The following is a 17417-nucleotide window of genomic DNA, read 5'->3' as shown; positions in this document are numbered from 1 at the left end:
CCTTTGCATCGTTTTACAATATAATCATTCTTATTTTTATACTGATATTTATTATCAAAATGGTTTTAAATGGATCTTAAGCTTCGCCTTCTCTCCCTGAGTATTGCACAACTATGCTGTATTCCAGCTGCTTTTGCAGACACGAACAACTCTTCAACTACTCTTGCAACTATCAAAATTAAAGCCCAACAGGCATCTGACCAGACTTATAAAGTGGATAGTTCCAGTAGTGCTACGCGTAGTGAAATTGCATTACAAAATACCCCGCAATCTGTGAGCGTAGTAACCCAAAAAGTAATTGAAGATATTGGTGCAACTCGCTTAGTTGAAGCACTTGATTTAGCTGGTGGCGTGACTCGTGCTAATAACTTTGGTGGTCAAGGTTTAACTGGTTTTAACGTGCGCGGGTTTACCAGTGGTGAGTTTTATCGAAATGGGTTTCCAATTAACCGTGGCTATCCAAATGCGCCGGATAGCAACACTATTGAACGTGTAGATGTTTTACGTGGTCCCTCTTCTAGCTTATATGGCCGTGGTGACCCAGGTGGTACGTTTAACTTAATTTCTAAAACGCCAAAGTCTGAGCAACAAACCACTTTAGGTGCACAGCTCAACAGTGAAGGTTTATATCGCACTACTGTCGATACAACAGGTACTATCCCAAATGCAGAAAATATTGGTTATCGCCTAAGTGTAATTGCAGAAGGCGGTGATAGTTACCGTGACCATGTCGAATCTAAACGTTATGGCATTGCACCAGTCATTCAATGGCAAGCTACTGATGCCACCAAGGTTACTTTTGAAGCCGATATTTTAAGAAACCAACATCCACTCGACCGTGGTCATACACGTTATCCAACACAGAAATCTTTTAATAGCTCACCAGAAACCTATTTATGGGAAACGGGTAAATACTACAATCGACTCTACAATGATAACAATATGACTCAATTACGAGTTGAACATGACCTTGGGAATGACTGGAAGCTAAATGCTGGCGTGCAATATTTAAATGGCAAATTGCATGGCTATGCAGTAGAAGCAAATGGCATTCAAAATGACGGAGAAACATTAGGGCGAAATTACAATTATCGCGAATTAAAATGGCAAGATACCGATGCCCAAATTAATCTCACAGGTAATTTTCAGCTTTTAGGTTTAGCCCATACTTTAGTGACTGGGCTTGAATATGAAAATTATGATTATAAGTCATACATTATTCGCTCAAGCGGAGATATCGGTAGCTACCCTATTAATATTTATAATCCGGTTTTAGGGCAACCTTTACCTGAGCTCAATCGTGTAACCACACATGACCGTGAAAACTTAAAAACAACGGCCCTTTTTGTACAAGACCAAATCGACTTAAATGAGCGTTTAAGTGCACTCTTAGGCTTACGATTTGAACATTACGAGCACGATTACAAAAACCTATTACCAAATACTACCAACTGGAATACCAGTCATGATGCATTTATTCCACGTTTAGGCTTAGTTTATAAAGCAAGTGATGACCTTTCACTCTATGGCAATGCTGCAAAATCTTTTAAACCAAATACTGGCGCCAGCCGTAACGGAGAAGGTTTTGATCCTGAAGAAGGTACGGCTTACGAGTTAGGTTTTAAATGGCAAGCACTTGATAATATGTTATCAATTGATTCCGCTATTTTTTACGCTAATAAAGAAAATGTCTTAACACTAGACCCTGTTGATTCAGCTTATAAAGTCGCTGCTGGCGAAGTTCGTAGCCGTGGCATTGAGTTAAATATTGCTGGTCAAATTACACCAGCTTGGAAAATTATTGGTGGATATGCTTATACAGATGCGGAAGTAACTAAAGACAATACTTTGCAAAAAGGAACAGCTCTAGCCAATATTCCAAAGAATAGTTTTAATCTTTTAAATATCTATGAATTTCAGGATGGTCCTTTACAAGGCTTAGGTCTAGGCATCAATCAAAAATATATTGATAAACGTGCAGGTCAGACAGCCAATAGTACCTATATCATGAAAGGTTATGCAGTTACAGATTTGGTTTCTTATTATCAGGCGACACCAAAACTTCGTCTTAACTTAGATGTGAAGAACATTTTTGATAAAGTTTATGATGAAAGTGCTTTCAATTTATATGCTTATCCGGGTGAATCACGTACCGTTCAATTAGGTATGAGCTATACGTTCTAAATTGAGTATAAAGGTACTATTTCATCCTTAGAAATAGTACCTTTACTTTAAGAAATTTTTACGCTGACTTACGTGAATTCACGCGTCCTTGAACAACAGCCTTAATATTACCCTTGGCATAATTTAAAAACACAATTAAAGGTGACAGTTTAGGATTTGGCTTTTTACCCTGCCCAATGGCTTTAAATTGTGCTGCATACCAAATGATTTCCATAATCGCCATTTTATCGACAAAAGGTAAACCTGTTTTAATCGGTTTTACTGCATAACGAACGTCTTGGCCTGCAATTAAACGGTCTGTTAAATCTGTTTCAACTGCAAGTGGACGAGCAATACCAATAAAATCACATGCACCACTTGCCAAAGCAGCATTCATGCCTTCGACCGTACGGAAGCCGCCTGTCACCATAAGTTTACATTTTACATGCTGACGGATTTTTTCAGCGAAGTCTAAGAAATACGCTTCACGTGCAATAGTACTTGCCTTACGTTTATCAGCTTTGGCACCAGCCATTGCAGGTGCTTCGTAAGTTCCACCTGAAATTTCAATTAAGTCGATCCCTGCTTCATCAACTGCTTTAAATACCGAAATCACATCTTGTTCGCTAATACCACCGCGCTGGAAGTCGGCAGAGTTGAGCTTAACGGAAATAATAAAATTATCAGAAGTTGCTTCACGTACTGCTTTATAAACTTCTAGTAAAAAGCGAGTACGGTTTTCGATTGAACCACCCCACTGGTCTGTACGTTTATTGGTTAATGGTGATAAAAACTGGCTAATTAAATAGCCATGTGCGCCATGTAACTGTACCCCTTCAAAACCTGCCTTTTCACAAATACGAGCAGCGTTCGCAAAGCGTTTAATAATATCCAAAATTTCTTCATGCGTAAGAGCGCGTGGAGTACCAAACATCGTCGCTAAAGCTGGGCTAAAAGGAACTGCCGAAGGTGCAACTGTTTCTTTATTTAGGCCCTTTGGACACTGACGACCAGGGTGAGACAATTGGATAAGCTGTACCATCCCATATTGTTTACCGACTGCTGCCCATTCTTTTAAACGCTCTAGGTCACGCTCGGTTTCAATCACCACTACCCCGGGTTCGTTTTTGGCCTCTACATTGACCATAACATTTCCAGTAATCGCACAGCCCAAACCACCTTTGGCCCATGCACCATACAAACCTAAATGTAAGTCATTCGGCTGGCCTTCATAGTTTGCAAGTGCCTCACTCATTGCACCTTTAATAATCCGGTTTTTAAATGTGGTATTTCGAATTGTGATTGGTTGTGCAATCTGGCTCATGGTTAACCTCTTTTAATATTTTAGAGCAATTACTCTAATTTAGATGAGTTATAGGTCATGTCAAGGGGAAATCGATAACTGACAATAGCACATGTCAAATTTAAAAAATATAAAAAAATGCAACTTTTTGCATTAAAAATTTAAATAAAATTTATTATTATAAAACAGAATCTTATTAAATAAATTTAATAACTTGCCGCAATTAACTGCTTGGTATATTCAGTTTTTGGGGCATTAAATAACTGCTCAGTCGGCTGATATTCCACAACTTTTGCATGTCGTAATACCATCACTTTATGACACAGTGCTTTGACCACATTTAAATCATGACTAATAAAAATATAGCTCAAGTGCTCTGTTTGTTGTAAACGTCGTAATAATTGAATCATCGCTTTTTGCGTGGTTCGGTCTAAGGCAGACGTTGGTTCATCTAAAATTAAAAGTTTAGGTTGAACTACTAAAGCTCTCGCTAAAGCAACACGTTGTCGTTGCCCACCAGAAAGTTCATGTGGATAGCGATGTTGAAAGCCCTCTGCCAACTCAACTTTTATCAAAGCTGATTCAACTTGCTGTTTAATTTCTTTATCAGCTATCGCTTTGACTTTTAACCCTTCAGCAACAATCTGCCCTACCGTCATACGTGGGTTTAGACTACCAAATGGATCTTGGAAAACAATCTGTAAGTCTGACCTGATCTTGCGTAAAGCTTTTTGTTCTAAGCGGTTTATATCTTGCCCTAGAAAGTTAATCTGTCCCTCACTTTTAATTAATCGAACCAGAGCCAAAGCCAATGAAGATTTTCCGGATCCACTTTCACCCACAATGCCTAATGCTTCGCCTTGAGCAAGCTCAAAATTTACATTTTCAACCGCATTGGTATAACCCTGAATTCGGTTAAAGAAACCACGTCGTATTGGATATTTAACATTGAGTTGTTGAACAGATAAAATCTTATGACTGGTTGAACGTTGCTCAGCGAAACCAAGGTCATGTTCTAATAATTGCTGGGTATAAATTGACGCAGGATTTTTAAAGATCTGCTGAAGCTGACCTTGCTCTACAACTTGTCCTTTGTGTAATACAATCAGCTTATCAGCATAACGGCGTACCAAATTTAAATCATGGCTAATTAAAATCAGTGCCATACCATATTTGCTTTGCAAAGATTTTAATAATTCTAAAATTTGCGTCTGTAAAATCACATCAAGCGCGGTAGTTGGTTCATCTGCAATTAAAATTTTAGGTTGAAGAACTAGCGCAGCTGCAATCATGACCCGCTGTTTTTGTCCTCCAGAAAGCTCATGCGGATAACGTTTTAAAATGTACTCTGGATTAGCGATTCCTACATCTTTTAATAATTGAATTACCTGCTGTTGAGCTTTCGCTTTTGACCCACCTTGTAAAATAAAATTTTCACCGACAATTTTTTCAACACGATGTAATGGGTTTAAAGCCGTAGAAGGCTCCTGAAAAATCATGGCAATTTGGCAGCCGCGTATATGTGTTTGCGTCTTTTCGTCTATTTCTAAAATATTTTTTGAATCAATAATAATACGACCAGATGTTTTTAATTTTTCTGGTAATAATCCCATCATTGCCAAACAGCTTATTGTTTTACCTGAACCGCTCTCACCTACAATTGCAAGCGTATCACCTGCTTGTAAGTGTAAATTGAGACCTTCTAATAAAGGCTGATCTTGCGTAGAGATTGAAAGGTTTTCTATATTTAGCAATCTAGCATCTACATTTAAGTTATTTTCTTGGGTCAAATGCATCACGTGCCGCCTCCCCAATATAAATTAATAATGACAATACAAAAGCTAAGCTAAAAAACCCAGATAAAGCCAACCACGGTGCGTCTAAGTTATTTTTACCTTGCAACAACAACTCACCTAAAGAGGCTGCATCTGGCGGCAAACCATAGCCCAAGAAATCGAGTGCGGTTAAAGCAATAATATTAGTCGTCAAAATAAAAGGTAACTGCGATAGACTAGAACTTATGGCATTTGGCAAAATGTGCTTAAAGATAATTGCTCTATCAGTTACACCTAAAGCCTGAGCCGCACGCACATAGTCAAGTTGACGCGCTTTTAAAAATTCGGCACGGACAATTCCCACAAGTACAGTCCAGCTAAAGAACAGCATAATAAAAAATAGCCAATATACATTTGGGGTAAACATGCTGACCAAAATCATGACCATAAAGAGCATGGGTAAACCATTCCAAACTTCTACCAACCGTTGCCCTAACAAATCAACCCAGCCACCATAGTAGCCTTGTATAGCCCCCACAAAAATACCAAGTAGTGCTGCACAACCTGTTAAAGCCAAGCCGAAAAGTAATGAGACTCTAAGCCCATAGAGAATACGTGCAAGCACGTCTCGCCCTTGGTCATCTGTTCCTAACCAGTTCTGCTTAGAAGGTGGCGATGGCACAGGTACAGCTAAATCTAAATTAGGAGTCTGGTAAGAAAATCTTATGAGGGGCCAAATAGCCCAGCCTTTATGATTAATGAGTTCTTGTACAGCGGGATCTTTATAATCTGCTTCTGTTTCAAACACGCCACCAAAAGTGGTTTCGGAATATGTTTTAAAGATAGGCAAATAATAAGCGTCCTCATATTTCACCAACAATGGTTTGTCGTTAGCAATGAGCTCAGCAGCCAAGGACATCACTAAAATGAGGCTAAACAAGATAAAGCTTGCCCACCCTAATTTATGTTGCCTAAACTTTTGCAGTCGTGAACGCACAATAAAAGACATTATTTGCCTCCTTGTACGTCAAAGTGAATACGCGGATCAATCCATTGATACAGTACATCGCAAATAAGTCGTAAAAGCAGACTAAACAGCGTGAAGAAAAATAATACGCCAAAAATAACCGGATAGTCTCGCTGAACAATTGCTTCAAAGCCCAATAACCCCACACCATCTAGGTGAAAAATAATTTCAATAAAAAGATTTCCCACAAAGAAAATGCCTGCTAAAGCTTCCGGCAATCCAACAAGAACCACTAAAATGGCATTACGGAATACATGTTTATATAAGACTTGTTGACTATTTAAACCTTTTGCATAAGCTGCCAAGACATAAGGTTTATTAAGCTCTTCTAAAAATGAATATTTGGTTAGATAAGTTAGGCTGGCAAAACCACCCAACACCATGGTAATAAGCGGCAACGTCATGTGCCATAAATAGTCCGTAATTTTTCCGAACCAACTCAATTGATAAAAATTATCTGACACTAGGTTTTGTAATGGAAACCACTGAAAATATGAACCGCCAGCAAAAAAGACAATAAGTAGTATACCAAAGACAAAGCTGGGTACTGCATAACCCACCACTAGCAATAAAGAAGTGGAACGATCAAACCATGTCCCTTGTTGCTTCGCTTTTTTAATTCCAAGTGGAATTGAAATAAGATAAATCAGCAAAGTGCTCCATAGCCCAAGTGAAATTGACACAGGCATTTTTTCCCAGAGCAGCTCAACCACTGATTTATCTTTAAAAAAGCTTTGTCCAAAGTCTAAAGTCAAATAGCCTTTTAACATCAGTAAAAAACGTTCTACTGGAGGATGGTCAAACCCGTATTGGGCTTTAATTTGCTCGACCATTTCGGGGCTTAAACCTTTAGCACCTTGATAGTACATTTCAGTGCCTAATATACGCCCTGCTCCTAAGCCACTTTCTACTTCATGAATTGCCTGTTCAACTGGTCCACCCGGTGCAATTTGCACGACCACAAAGTTGATCAATAAAATAATGAACAACGTTGGAATCATTAAAAGAAGTCGCTTTAGAATATATGAACCCATATAACAGGATTTCCTTTAGGTACGTGCTTTTATTGTTGATGTAAATATTGAGCAACTTTCTTAGCTTGGTTTGCATTACTCCACCAATACTCTATACCGGCAGAGAGCACAGGTTTCACTTTAGGCTGCTGATACATATTCCAGTACGCATACCAATAATCCCCTTTTCCATAAGTCGGGATCTGGTAATATCCTGCACGAAGCAATCGGTCAAGAACATGAGTATAAGTGATTTGCTGTTCACGGTCTTTGGCAGTCACCAGTTTTGAAATGACTTCATCAATAACCGGATTACGGATACCAGCATAGTTATAGTTGCCATCTTGAACTGCTGCGGCACTTCCCCAGAACTGAGCCTGTTCATTGCCCGGGTTTAAAGATTGAGGCAAATTCATCGTAGTCATGTCAAAGTCATAACGGCGTGTACGCTCTAAATATTGCGGCGCATCAACCTGCCTTAAATTAATATTAATTCCTAATTTTTTTAAATTTCTTACAAATGGCATCAGTGTTCTTTGTTTGCCATCTTGCTGAATGAGAAACTCAATTTTTACAGGTTTGCCTTCGGGTGTATATAATTGCCCTTCTTTAATTTTATAACCCGCTTGAATCAACAACTGTCTAGCAATTAATAAATTTTGCCGGTTAAAACCACTGGCATCTGAGGCTGGATATTTCCAATCAGCCAAAACAGCTTTTTGCATGATTGGAGAAAGCTTTGGCAAAAGAGGCTTTAATATGGCCAGTTCATTGTTTGAAGGACGACCTGTCGCTGCCAAATCACTATTTTCAAAATAACTTTGTAGTCTTTGATATTGTCCGTAAAACAAAGCTTTATTTTGCCATTCAAAATCATAGGCATAAGTTAAAGCTTGTCTAAAGCGGATGTCATTGAAAGGTTTGCGCCGTGTGTTAAAAACATAACTCTCGGTTGCAATGGGGTTATGATGTCTAAATTTATATTGCGTTACCAAGCCTGCTTTTACAGCCGGAAAATGATAGTCAGTGACCCATTTTTTTGGATTAGTTTCTTCATGCAAAGTATATTGCCCAGATTTAAAACCTTCGAATGCAATGTCCCAATTTCGGTAATAAACATACTTTAAATGATCGAAGTTATAGCGCCCTTTATTAATAGGTAAGTCTTTTGCCCAATAATTCGGATTACGTTTATAACTAATACTTCGACCTGCATCAATTTTCTCAACAACGTAAGGCCCTGAACCTATAATCGGTTGCAAGCTAATACGGGTAAAATCACGTTTCTGCCAATCTGCTTTTGAGTAAATCGGTAAACTCGCCACAACAAATGGCATTTTAGGATTATGGCCAGACTTAAAAGTGAATTTAACTTGATGTGGGTTTACCACTTCTGTTTTCGCTAAGTCTCCAAGATACATTTGTAGACCAAAATTAGATTTGGTTTGATAGGTATCAAAGCTAAATTTCACATCTTCAGCTGTTACGGGCAGCCCATTACTAAATCGAGCTTTTGGGTTTAAATAAAAAGTAACTGACTGAGTTTTTATAGGATCATACGAAACTTTTTCTGCCAAGAGTGGATATAACACGCCCACTTCATCAAGTGATTGGGTCATTAAGGTATCAAAAAGATAATTTACCCCTTCTGTCGCATTTCCCTTACCGTTCATACTGTTTAAGTTATCAAATGTCCCTTGCGCAGCCTGACTCAATATTCCGCCTTTAGGTGCATTCGGGTTGGCATAAGGCATAGCAGCCATTGCCAGATATTTAGGTTTAGAATGAATTGCGATATACGGCGTGGTTTGCTGAGCAGCGAATATAACTTGCGAAAAAACACTGAGCCCGACTAGCAGGCTCAGTTGAGAATATAACTTTTGCATAAAGTACTAATTATTCTATAAATTAGGCACTTTAATGATATCGCCAATACGCAATTGAGTCGACGGTGTTAGGTTGTTGAGTTCCGCCAGTAAAGTGGTTTCTAAACCATATTTACTCGCAAGACCAATTAAGGTATCACCACGTTTGACTTTGTATTCCACTACAGTTTTTGGAATCACAATATTTTGTCCACGCTGTAAATTGGCATTTGCTTTTAATGCATTCATTTCAGCAAGTTCACGAACTGAAATACCCGCACGACTCGCAATAGCATTTAACGAATCACCAGCTTTAACCGTGTACTTTTCAGTATTTTTTCCTGCAACTACAGCTTTTGGAGACGATTTTGCCGTATCCGTTTTAGCTGTTTCTACTGTTGGTAAATCACCTGTTAATTTTAAGCGTTGACCAACACGAACATTACTGTTGCGAGACAAACCGTTCAATGCAGCAAGGTAATCTAACTGTAAATGATAGCGATTGGCGATATTTCCTAAGCTATCACCAGATTTAACTGTGTAGGTCTCTGGCGTTTCTTCTTTGGTATTTTTAGCCGAAACTTTGCTAGTTGTTTCAACTTCACCAGTTAATTTTAAACGCTGACCAGCACGAAGGCCTGCAGTACGTGACAAGCCATTCAAATCCGCCAAATAACTGGTTTGTAAGTTATATTTAGCTGCAATTGCATTTAAGCTATCGCCTGACTGCACAACATATTGGTCAGGAACTGATGCACCAGCCGGAACTTTTAGAGTTTGTCCCAGTTGGACATGACTGTTGGCTTTTAAGTTGTTCAGTTCAGCAAGCTCAGCTAGGCTAATTTTAGATTTGGTCGCAATGCTTGATAATGTATCGCCACGCTGCACTTTATAACTTTCAGTTTTATATGATGGACCTGCTGCAAGCTTTTCATATTTACCAGAAGCCTTGCTGTCATCAACTTCATCAACAGTGATTTCTTTTGCAGGTACATTAATTTTTTGGCCTACAATTAAATTACTACCAGCTGATAACCCCGGTGTTAGGTCAGCCAACTCTTGATTAGATAATGCATAACGGTCTGCAATTAATTTCAAATATTCGCCGCGTTTAACCGTATAACTCTTTGTTGCAATACGACGTGTACTTGCTTGAATTGCCTTTGGCTCTACTTTAGCAGCACGATTACCTTTAGGTTCTTTTAACTGTAATTTTTGCCCTACAAACAAGCCATCTGTTACAGACAAATCGTTATATTCAGCTAGCTGTTTCACTGACAAATTAAATTGATTTGCCACTCCTGTTAAACTGTCATTTGCTTGAACAACATAGACATCAGGTTTAGCTACCGATTTTGCCGTAGTTTCCACCTCTTGAGGCTTAGCATCATAGAGATATAGACTGGTTCCTACAAATAAAGTCTTTTCTGGGTCAATCTGGTTCCATTTAGCTACATCACGCCAGTTCACACCATTCTTCATGGCAATAACTGCTAAAGTATCGCCAGGCTGTACTGTATAAGTACTACGCTTACCTTTAGGTTGTACAACCACAACATCTGTATCAGTCTTAATATAAGGCTTATCTTTATTGCGCTGAGCATCTTCAGAGTTTGCAAGAGTTGCATCTTCAGCTAAAGTTTTTGGATAAGCAAAACCTTTACTTACTTCTTTACCTTGCTGCTCAGCAACAGATTGGCTGGTCTGAATTGCGGTTAACTTAATTTTGCCATCATACGGATCGACAATTTCTGTACCCTGAGGTGCAAGTGCTTTTAACTCAGCAACAACTTGGTCTTTTTCAGCTTGAGTAGCTTGAGGCTCTAAAGCTTGATCAACTGTTTCCTTTTCCCCTTCAGCACGCACTGCCGCTAAAATTTTCTCGCGTTCAGTTGCTGAAATTGGCGGTTCCGTTCTCACAGGTTTGATATTTGCAGCCGGAGTGACCGCAACAGGAATACGTGGTGCACTTGGTACATCAGCTGACGCTGCAAAAGCAGCTAGCGCATCAGAACCACGAGGAGTTGCAGTTTTTACCGTTACCGAGCTGCTACTTGTTTTAGCAGGTGTCGATGGTCTTACTGGCTGAGCTGGAGTTGATGGAGTAGTTCGAACTGTGACTGAAGTTGAAGTCGTTGTGGTCGGTTTAGACGGCGAAGTAACACTTGCCCACCAGCCTGAACTTCCACCTGCTTTCATCCCTTTTAACTTGTTATCAACTGAAGGACTTATATCAGCTGGAATCAAAATACGCATTGGACTTGCAGGGTCTACTGTTTCACCACGATAACCTGGGTTTAATGCATATAACTCAGCACGGCTAAGACCTGTCACCGACGCGATTTCATTTAAAGATAATGGTGCAGATAAGGTAACTTCACGGAAATGGGGTCTGTTTGCAATCGGAGGTAACGAAACCCCATAAGCGCGTGGGTTTTTAATAATTTGTGCAACAGCCAAGAAACGCGGAACATAGTTCATGGTTTCTTGCGGTAATTTTAGTGACCAATAGTCTGTTGGCAAACCAGCAGCCTGATTTCGGTTAATCGCCTGTTGAATACGACCCGGACCAGCGTTATAAGCAGCCAAAGCTAATTCCCATGAACCGAACTGGTTATATAAGCTTCCTAAAAACTCATAGGCAGCACGAGTAGATTCCACAACATCACGGCGTCCGTCGTACATACCCGTTTGTTGTAAACCATAAATACGACCAGTACTTGGAATAAATTGCCATAAACCCGCCGCCGCCGCACTACTTGTTGCAGCTGGGTCATATGAACTTTCAATCACTGGTAATAACGCAAGTTCGGTTGGAAGACCACGGCGTTCTGCTTCTTTAACAGTATGATATAAATAACGACTTGCGCGAGCACTTAAACGGTCAAGGTAGGGCTGACGTGAGATAAACCAACTACGCTGCGCTTCAATACGTGGATCCCAATGATTAAGGTCCATTTTGAAGCCTACGGCCATACGCTTCCAGACATCACCGTGTTTTAAAATAAGTAAACGGTCACCCTCTACAGCGCGCATATCTGTTGCTGAAAGTAAGTCTTCTAAAGAATCCAGACTGCTTGCATCAAGATAGCCTGCTCCACTCACCTGTTTTGTTTTCGAGGTTTTTGCAGATTGCGGAGTCGAAGAACAGCCTGTTGTAATACCCAACGCAGCTAAAGCAGAGCTAAGGACTGTAATTTTGAATAATGATGCTGCAGATGGCTGCCACACAAATGTGGTTGGTTTATACATAAAAACTTCCAAACAACTCGCGTAATATTTCTTGGGGTCTGCCCACAAACCCTAGGTCTTCGATGCCATTGTAGTAAAGCATGCAAGATAGACAAGGCAATAATTTAATGTCATTTGCATGGAAATGTTACAAGAAATTAAAAAAAGCTTGCTTTGTAACGATGGAACCGAACTTTTTGCGTATACAATACACCAAATTCAGCTCTTTTTCTTTCAGTTTAGGTTTCGATTTATGTCTCAAACAATCACACTGTATGTTGATGGTGCATGTCGTGGCAATCCGGGTTTAGGCGGTTGGGGTGCATATGTCATTACCGAACAGGGTGAACATAAATTATTTGGCGGTCAACCCGACACAACAAATAACCGTATGGAACTTACTGCGGCTATTGAAGGAATTTCTTTTTGCCCTCCTGATGCTCAATTAATTGTCTGGACAGACTCAAATTATGTGAAGCAAGGTATTACAGAATGGATTCATGGTTGGAAAAAGAAAAACTGGAAAGATGTTAAAAATCCTGACCTATGGCAAAAACTCGATGCCGTTTGTGCGGGTAGAAATATTGAATGGAACTGGATTAAAGGCCATGCAGGACATGCAGGTAATGAAATGGCTGACCAACTTGCGAATTTAGGTGCAGACAAAACTGCTCAAGAACTTAAGCAACCACAGTCAGCCACTGTATCGCAAGATATAAAAAAGCCTGAACAAGACTGGTTACTAGACGATCCTTTCGGATTCGATCTGGTTGAAACAACCGAAGATGAAACGGTTACTTTAGAGCAGACACAAGAAGTTGAGATGATTGTCGCGGATGAAGAAATGAATGTAGTTGAAGCTGTAGAACAAGAAGAACAACAGCAAAATACCAATATTCATCCACAAATTGTGATGACTGAAGCCAAGCTTAAATTACAAGGCCCAAGACAACTCATACTCGATACGGAAACAACTGGTTTCTATTTCCAAGATGGTGACCGCATTATTGAAGTCGGTGCCATCGAAATGATTAACCGTAAGCTTACGGGCAGTTCGATTCACATTTATATTAATCCTGAAAAACCAGTGGGTGACTCTGTTCAAGTCCACGGTATTACTGATGAGTTTTTGGTCGACAAACCAAAATATGCAGAAATTGCAGATACCTTATTTGAATACCTAAAAGGCGCAGAAATTATTGCCCATAACGCAACCTTCGATATGAACTTCTTAGATATGGAGTTTAAGCGTGTTGGGTTACCTGCTCTTTCAGAAGTTTGTGAAGTTACTGATACTTTAGCTTTAGCGAAAAATAAGCATCCTGGGCAGAAAAACTCACTTGATGCCTTAGTTAGACGTTATGAAATTCCAGCGCGTGACCGTACTTTCCACGGCGCATTACTCGATGCTGAAATTCTTTCTGATGTTTACTTGGCAATGACCGGTGGTCAAGTTTCCTTTGATATGGATGCCCTATCACAAAGTGAAAGTGACCAGCAAAAAACGACTAAAGCTAGAGTTCAAATTGAATTACCTGTTATTTACCCTTCAGATGAGGAGCTAAACATACATGAGACTTGGGTCAAAGAATTTGAGAAAAAACATGGAGAACCTTGCCTTTTTGCAAAATAAATTTTTGATTCTCTAATGTTTTTTAGTTTCCCCTTTTGCAAGTTAAGTTATATTAGTCGTATAGATTTTTAGCTCAAACTATTGAGCCATGACGAATATAACAATTGATTTTTTTGCAAAGGGGAATTTTTTATGTCTGAGCATAATTCGATTCAATTTGATCCAACAGCGTTACTCATCATTAAAAATGAAATTGATAATTCAATAAAACTGGTGGAAGGCGCTGTAAGTACCTTAATTGAAGAACAGGCTCTCCCTTTTGGTATTGATGATGCATTAGAACAATTTAAACAATGTACTCACGTCTTACGTCTCATTGATATTCCGTATTTGGCAAAAATCACTCAATATTCAACCGAGTTGATGCAAAAGATTATGGCGAATCCAGAGCACATCAATACCGATGACGTTGTTGCTTTAAGTGAAGGCACAACCATGGTTAAACGTTATATTGAATTCATCTGTTTACGTGAAGTCGAAGTACCTCAGTTTCTTTTAGACACCTTAAATAATTTAGAAAAAGCTTTAAATAAGCCACTAACCTCTTCTGGAAAACAGATTGCATCAAAGCTTTCAACAGCTTCACTTGAGTTACCGTTACCCGAAGTGCTTATTAATGAAAGAACTCAGTTTATCCATCAGCTTTATAAATTATCACTACATCAATTTTTAAATAAAACTGAAAGTGCTCGAGACTTTCAAGCATTTAAACTGATTGGCAGTTATTTAGTGAGCATGGCTCAAGGTCAACCAAGCCAGCAATACTGGCAATTGGTGAACTCTGCCTTTAGTCATATTGATGAACTTGTTTTAAATGATGCTCGCCTACGTGTGTTCATTAACCTTGAAAATGCCATAAGTTTATTTTTAGCTTCACCTGAAGGCTTTGAAGCAAACTTAACTGCTCTAGCAGATATCCTGAGTATTGTGATTGGACAAGAAGACCAACTTGCGCAGCAAATCCGTAGTCAGTTAAACATTGGTCATGAGTTTCTCACCGACACTCAACTTAAAGCACTGAGCCAACACTTGTATGGTCCAGACTTTGATACCATGCAAACGGTAAGTCAATTAATCTTAAGCGAAATGAATAAAGTTCGTAATGATATTGAATATAACTACCAAAACATGTCACCAGAAAAAGCTCAGCAACTACAAAGCAATCTTATGCAGCTTGCTCATACTTTTAAATTACTCAACTTAAATGAAGCTGCTTCAGAGCTTTCTCAACAAGCCAGCAGTTTAAGCCAAATCAATATCTTGAGTAATGAAAACTATGCTCAGCAGTTGATGAAAAGCATTTTATCTGCCATGAATGCCATTGGTATTTTGGTGCGCCATTATTCATCTAACCGTCTACAAATTCGTGTGAACAATACCAATATCTCTCTAGATCGTTTAGATGAAGCACATCAGACATTATTGAATGAGACCAAAAATTTAACCGATTTTGTATGCCAAAGTTTGACTCTCTATGCCAACGATCAAACTCAAAATATTGAAGCAATTGCAGGCTCTTTAAAAGAGTTGGCTGGCGCGGCTGAATTTTTAGGAAGCACAGTTCAACAAAATGCTTTGCTTGAAACTGCCAAATTTGTACAAAAGCAAATCGATCAAAATCAGCCTTTCAATCATGATCAGATTCACTGTATTTTTAACGTTTTAGCTGGGCTAGATATGTTAGTTGACAATTTAAAAAATAAACAGCCTGTTCTACAATCCATGTTTGATGTAGCATTGCTAAGTAGTCAACAACTTCAAAAAAAGGCAGCTTAATGTCTGAGTTATCACTTGCTTATATTTTTCATCATCAACAATTATTGGTTGACCAAAACCTTCAATTACCTAAAGTCGAAAAGTTAGCAAGTGATCTGCTTTTCACTCATGATGAACAGGTCATTGCACGTGACCTGTTGAGTGAAGAAGCCATTCCGGAAGGACTGCAACTCGTTCCAATTCGTCAACTTATTTCCAACTGGTCAAAAGAACAATTTTTACAGGCAAGTCGTGCTGTACAGTTGCTCGAATGGCGACGTAATCACAAGTTTTGTAGCCACTGCGGGCATGCTACCGAAGTACACCCTACAGAATATGCTATGGTGTGCCCTTCTTGTCGCTACCACCAATATCCGCGTGTAAACCCATGTATTATCACCATCATTACTAAAGGCGATGATGAAATTTTATTGGCGAAATCTATTCACAATAAAACCAATATGTATGGCTTGATCGCAGGATTTGTAGAAGTTGGGGAAACGCTTGAAGAAGCTGTTCAGCGCGAAGCTTTAGAAGAAGTGGGACTTAAACTCAAAAATATCCAATATATGTCAAGCCAACCTTGGCCTTTTCCAAGCAATCTCATGATTGCATTTAGAGCTGAATATGAGTCAGGTGAAATTTCTTTGCAAGAAGATGAAATTGCCGATGCGCAGTTCTTTAAATTTGATCAGCTACCTGAAATTCCATTTAAAGGCAGTATTGCACACGCAATGATTACGCAGATTACTCAAGCGAAGTAATCTGCGCTCTCAAACAGATGTTTTAGAATACTTCATCCAGAAAGTGCAAAATGGTCCGTTTAGTTCGGAAGTAATGACTTACAAAACTCGATAAACTCGCCAAAATTGTAATATGACCTGTTTTAGGAATCACAGCGATATGACTGTGATTTCCGCTTTGTCTAAGTGCCTGATCAAGATCAAAGGTATTTTCTTTTTTTACAAGCTGATCATTTTCAGCCATGAGCAGATAATGCTTAATATGATTTTGATTTACAAAATAATATGGCATCACTTCTTTATAAGAAATGCTTTGATCAAAAGCATCTTCGGCAAGCGGATCACCTTTATAATCAAAATGATAAGGACCTGCCAAACCAAAAATTGCTTTAATATTACCTAAACATTGAATTGTATTTGGCTTTGGATGATAAACAGCAGACATCACATTAAATGCACCTGCCGAATGTCCCATAAGCACAATATTCTCTGTCGAGATTTCCAATTTTTCTTGGTTCTGGTGTAAATAATTTAACGCTTGCGTTAAGTCATCTACATAACTTGGAAAAATATTCTTCGGTGCGAGCTGATAGTTAATGACAGCAACGTCATAACCTTCTTTCGTAAACGCTTCACCCACAAATAAATAGTCTCGTTTATTACCATGTTGCCAAGCACCACCATGTACAAAAACAATGAGTGGTCGATGAGCTAAGCGCTTAGTAGAACGATAAATATCTAGACGATGGCGAGGCTTTAAGCCATAACGCACATTTAAAACCTGCTCAAAACCATCTTTTGGCGTAAAACGGTTTAAAGCAAAGCTCCCCAAATCATACAGACGGAACTCTTTATAAAGAGTTCTCGCCTGCTCAATTTTGCTTTGTAATTGTTCAATCAGGTTCATAT

11 protein-coding genes are annotated in these 17417 nt (G+C 39.0%); 4 read left to right on the top strand and 7 right to left on the bottom strand.

Annotated features, from left to right (window positions below):
• The first annotated feature begins 69 nt into the window (after positions 1-69).
• A complete protein-coding gene (locus tag EGS71_RS19025) occupies positions 70-2184 on the top strand; it encodes a TonB-dependent siderophore receptor (protein ID WP_000364478.1) in 2115 nt (704 codons plus the stop codon).
• Between the two features lie 58 nt (positions 2185-2242).
• Here the strand turns inward: EGS71_RS19025 and EGS71_RS19020 are convergent, their stop codons facing one another.
• The 6 genes from EGS71_RS19020 to EGS71_RS18995 form a co-directional block, all read right to left on the bottom strand.
• Entirely contained in the window at positions 2243-3487 is a 1245-nt protein-coding gene (locus EGS71_RS19020; protein WP_000077957.1) for an NADH:flavin oxidoreductase/NADH oxidase family protein, read from the bottom strand.
• Between the two features lie 185 nt (positions 3488-3672).
• Positions 3673-5262 (bottom strand): ABC transporter ATP-binding protein, encoded by a 1590-nt coding sequence (locus tag EGS71_RS19015; protein ID WP_000550792.1) that lies wholly within the window; start codon positions 5260-5262, stop codon positions 3673-3675.
• Positions 5240-6250, bottom strand: a complete 1011-nt coding sequence (locus EGS71_RS19010; RefSeq protein WP_000008508.1) for an ABC transporter permease — start codon at positions 6248-6250, stop codon at positions 5240-5242. The genes EGS71_RS19015 and EGS71_RS19010 overlap by 23 nt, the downstream gene beginning before the upstream one ends.
• A complete protein-coding gene (locus EGS71_RS19005; protein ID WP_000536097.1) occupies positions 6250-7302 on the bottom strand; it encodes a microcin C ABC transporter permease YejB in 1053 nt (350 codons plus the stop codon). Before EGS71_RS19005 ends, EGS71_RS19010 begins: the two co-directional genes overlap by 1 nt.
• A 29-nt stretch (positions 7303-7331) precedes the next feature.
• Entirely contained in the window at positions 7332-9167 is a 1836-nt protein-coding gene (locus EGS71_RS19000) for an extracellular solute-binding protein (RefSeq protein ID WP_001171014.1), read from the bottom strand.
• 15 nt (positions 9168-9182) lie between these two features.
• A complete protein-coding gene (locus EGS71_RS18995; protein ID WP_000277830.1) occupies positions 9183-12398 on the bottom strand; it encodes a lytic transglycosylase in 3216 nt (1071 codons plus the stop codon).
• 232 nt (positions 12399-12630) lie between these two features.
• Between EGS71_RS18995 and dnaQ the strand changes: the two genes are divergently transcribed.
• The 3 genes from dnaQ (at position 12631) to nudC (ending at position 16529) form a co-directional block, all read left to right on the top strand.
• A complete protein-coding gene (gene dnaQ / locus EGS71_RS18990) occupies positions 12631-14010 on the top strand; it encodes a DNA polymerase III subunit epsilon (RefSeq protein WP_002011229.1) in 1380 nt (459 codons plus the stop codon).
• A 132-nt stretch (positions 14011-14142) separates the two neighbouring features.
• Positions 14143-15786 (top strand): hypothetical protein, encoded by a 1644-nt coding sequence (locus EGS71_RS18985; protein WP_001289226.1) that lies wholly within the window; start codon positions 14143-14145, stop codon positions 15784-15786.
• Entirely contained in the window at positions 15786-16529 is a 744-nt protein-coding gene (gene nudC, locus EGS71_RS18980; RefSeq protein WP_001292948.1) for an NAD(+) diphosphatase, read from the top strand. Before EGS71_RS18985 ends, nudC begins: the two co-directional genes overlap by 1 nt.
• Positions 16530-16551: 22 nt before the next feature.
• Here the strand turns inward: nudC and EGS71_RS18975 are convergent, their stop codons facing one another.
• Positions 16552-17415, bottom strand: coding sequence for an alpha/beta hydrolase (locus EGS71_RS18975; RefSeq protein ID WP_001048903.1), 864 nt, complete (start codon positions 17413-17415; stop codon positions 16552-16554).
• Between the last annotated feature and the right edge of the window lie 2 nt (positions 17416-17417).

This window comes from Acinetobacter sp. FDAARGOS_559 (assembly GCF_003940475.1).
GTDB lineage: Bacteria > Pseudomonadota > Gammaproteobacteria > Pseudomonadales > Moraxellaceae > Acinetobacter > Acinetobacter baumannii.
Note: the sequence above shows the minus strand (reverse complement) of the source record. Positions and strands in the feature narration are given on the sequence as shown.